Source organism: Amycolatopsis sp. NPDC024027 (assembly GCF_040638975.1).
Classification (GTDB): Bacteria; Actinomycetota; Actinomycetes; order Mycobacteriales; family Pseudonocardiaceae; genus Amycolatopsis.
Genome location: NZ_JBEZYY010000051.1, coordinates 1 through 3,264 on the forward strand (window position 1 = coordinate 1; position 3,264 = coordinate 3,264).

A 3,264-nucleotide genomic window follows, 5' to 3' on the forward strand; every position below is an offset into this window, starting at 1 on the left:
GCCTTCGAGTCCTCAGCGTTCTCCACGCTGGACATCATGTCGGTCATCAGGTGCACTTCCATGATCGGGAGTTACACCGCTCGTTTTACAGTCCCGACCACTCTGCCGATAATGCTCCGCTGTCCGGTAACTGCCTGGTAGGCAGCGTCGTGGTTCAGTTGTCGTCGAGGTCGTCGAGGTCGTCGAGTTGGTGTTGGACGCGCTCGGCGTCGGCGTCGCGGCCTTGGTTCCGGTACAGCTGCAGCGCCTCCCGCCACAACGTGCGAGCCTGCTCGTGCCGGCCGAGCGCGGCGTAGGGGTGGCCCACGCCGTTGAGGGTGTCCGCGACCTGGAAGGTGTTGCCGAGGGTGCGGCGCAGGGTGAGGGCGTGGTGGTAGTGAGCGAGGGCCTGGTGGTGGTCGCCGGTGTGGTGGGCCATGTAGCCCAGGCTGTCCAGGGTGTTCGCCTCGCCGGTGGGGTGGTGGTGGCGGTGCAGGGTGAGTGCGGCCTGGCAGTGCTCGCGGGCGGTGTCGAACCGGCCCAGGCGCGCGGCGTACCAGCCGACCGCGTTGAGCGCGCCGGCTTCCTGCACCGGCTGGTCGAGGGCGCGGTAGAGGTCGAGGGCGTGGTGGGCGTGTTCCAGGGCCTGCCGGTCGTCCCCCCCCGCTGTTCCCAGGCTGACGCGAGTGCCCGGTGGGTGTGGGCCTGTTCGGTGGCATCGTGGTTGCGCAGGGCCAGGTCCAGGGCCTGCTCCAGGTGGGTAGTGGCCTGTTCCTGCAGGCCCAGCCGGGAGCAGGCACGGCCGAAGTGCCGGTGGGTGCGGCTGCGGGTGGCGGGGTCGGGCAGGTGGTCTGCGGCGTGCAGTGCGGCCCGCCACGTGGTGACCGCGTCGTGCAGGTGTCCCCGTCGGAGGTAGAAGGTGTTCAGGTTCCAGGCCAGGTGCCAGACGGTGTGGTGGTGGCCGAGGGTGGCGGCGGTGCGCTGGGTGGCCAGCAGGGTGGCGTGCTCGGCGTCCAGCCAGGCCATCGCCGCGGTGGTGTCGGGCAGCGGGTGCGGGTGCACGCCGGGCGCGGGCGGCTCGGGCCGCACGAGCGCGCGGTGGGGATTCAGGAGGCGGTCGGCGGCGTGGGCGGTGTGCAGGTGGAAGTCCCCCACCCGGATCAGGGCCGCTTCCCGCACCTCCTCGGGCAGGGTGGTGCGGGCGGTGTCCGTGGCGTAGCGGCGGACCAGGTCGTGCATGGCGTAGCGGCCGCCCGGCCGCCGTTCCAGCAGGGAGGCGTTCTCCAGTCCGCTCAGCGTCCTGCGGGCGAGGCGGTCGGGCAGGCCGGTGAGGGCGGCGGTGGCGGGCGGGGTGGTGTCGGGGCCGGGGGCGATGCCCAGCAGCGCGAACACGGTGCGCTGGGTGTCGGTGAGGTAGCGCAGGGACCAGGACAGCACGGTGGGCAGGCTGGCGGCCGGGTCGGTGTCGTGGTCGAGCGCCTCCAGGCCGAGGTCGCGCAGTTCGGCGGCGGCCTCGGCCAGCGCGATGTTGGGGCGGGTGCCGGCGGTGCGTGCGGTGATCGACAACGCCAGCGGGTGGCCCCCGCACAGCCCGATCAGCTCGTCCACCGCCTCGGGTTCGGCGGCGATGCGGCCTGCGCCCAGTCGGGCGGCCAGCATGCCGCGGGCCTCCTCGGGGGACAGGACGTCCAGGGGCAGGTGGTGGGCGCCGTGCCGGTCGATCAGCGAGGCGAGCCTGGTGCGGCCGGTGACCAGCACGGTGCAGGACGGCGAACCGGGCAGCAGCGGTACCACCTGGTCGCTGGTGGCGGCGTTGTCCAGCACGACGAGCATTCGCCGCCCGGCCACCAGGCTGCGGTAGAGCGCGGCTTGGGCGTCGAGGTCGGTGGGGATGCGGTTCGCCTCGACTTCCAGGGCGTCGAGGAACCCGCGCACCGCCACCGCCGGCTGCACCGGTTCGCCGGTGGGGCTGAAGCCGTGCAGGTCGACGAACAGCTGCCCGTCGGGAAACCGCTCCAGGTGCTGGTGTGCCCAGGCCAGGGCGAGCCAGGTCTTGCCGATGCCCCCGGCACCGCCGATCGCTGAGACCAGCACCGTCGTCCCCGCACCTGCCGGGCCGGTGGTGGGGGCTGCGGTGGTCGGTTCCCGTGTGTCGGTGCCTGGTTCCTGCGGTGCGGCGGCGTGGGTGAGGGCGCGGTCCAGGCGGGCCAGTTCCGTGGTCCGGCCGGTGAAGAGTCCCGGTGCGGCGGGCAGCTGCCGCGGGATGGGCGGCGCGGGTCGCGGGGGTGGTGGGTGCAGGTTCAGGTTGCCGTGCACCACACCGACGGCGGCACCGTGATCGGTGGCGACGAGGTCACCGTGGATGCTCGTGGTCACCGCGGTGCCGGCGTCCGGGGTGGTGCCGGGGTGGGGCGGGTCGGCCGCCGACGCGGTGTGCCCGTGGTCCGCGTCGGCTAGCGAGGGTTGTGCGGCTGCTGCGCAGAGGGCGGTGGTGTGCCGATGGTGAAGTGGTCGCCGGTGGCCGCACCGATCGTGATTCCTGCTCCGGTGCCGTGCACGCCGCCGGTGACGTTCACGCCGCGCGGCCCGGGAGCGTCAGTGATCGTCGTGTCCTGGGCGCTCGGCGCGCTTGAGGCCGCCACGGCGAGTGTGGGCTCGACTTCACACAGCTGGTGGATCAAGGCGCTGACGTCGAAGCGGGTATGACGCCGGCGCACGGTCACGGCCTGGCAGCGCGCGAGTGCCTGCAGGTCGGCGGGCAGCTGCCCCTCGGTGGGCGTGTCCGTGTCGTCGACCAGAACTGGTACCACTCGAACTCCGGCGGCGAATGCCTCGACGATCTCGCCGCGGATCCAGTCAGCTGGGTCGTCGATTCGTCGACCGCCGGCAGGTGTGGTGACGGTTAGCCAGTCGCGGTCGATCACGACCAGCAGAACCCTGCAGCACCGGACTCGTGTCATCAGTTCTTGGACGAAGTCGACACCTGGCGGGATGGAGTAACAGTCCAGGAACACCTGCTCCCGGCCGAACGTCGCGGCGAGATCGCGGTCGAGCAGCTCGCCCATGGCGCGGCTGTCGTCGCCACGGTAGTTGATGAACACCCCGCCCACGGCGGCTCCCATCCGTACCTGTCCTGTGTTGGCCAGCAGCCGATGATGAGGATGCCCTACCACGCATGCATACGCCGCTTAGACCGCATCTCATTTGGGGTTGTTGTGGGTGAGCAGGTCCAGTTTGATGGCTCGGCGGTAGCAGATCACCGCGCAGGCGAGCTGGGCGAATGCT

The 3,264-nt window shown here is 71.7% G+C and carries 2 protein-coding genes and 1 pseudogene; all 3 read right to left on the reverse strand.

Annotated elements, in window-relative coordinates:
- Positions 1 to 154 precede the first annotated feature (154 nt).
- On the reverse strand, positions 155 to 1,567 hold the full coding sequence (locus AB0F52_RS48610; RefSeq protein WP_360186474.1) for a tetratricopeptide repeat protein: 1,413 nt from the start codon (positions 1,565 to 1,567) through the stop codon (positions 155 to 157).
- 11 nt (positions 1,568 to 1,578) lie between these two features.
- A pseudogene (locus AB0F52_RS48615) lies at positions 1,579 to 2,355 on the reverse strand (transcriptional regulator, SARP family protein); the annotation flags it as partial.
- A 77-nt stretch (positions 2,356 to 2,432) separates the two neighbouring features.
- Entirely contained in the window at positions 2,433 to 3,089 is a 657-nt protein-coding gene (locus AB0F52_RS48620) for a toll/interleukin-1 receptor domain-containing protein (protein WP_360186471.1), read from the reverse strand.
- Positions 3,090 to 3,264 lie beyond the last annotated feature (175 nt).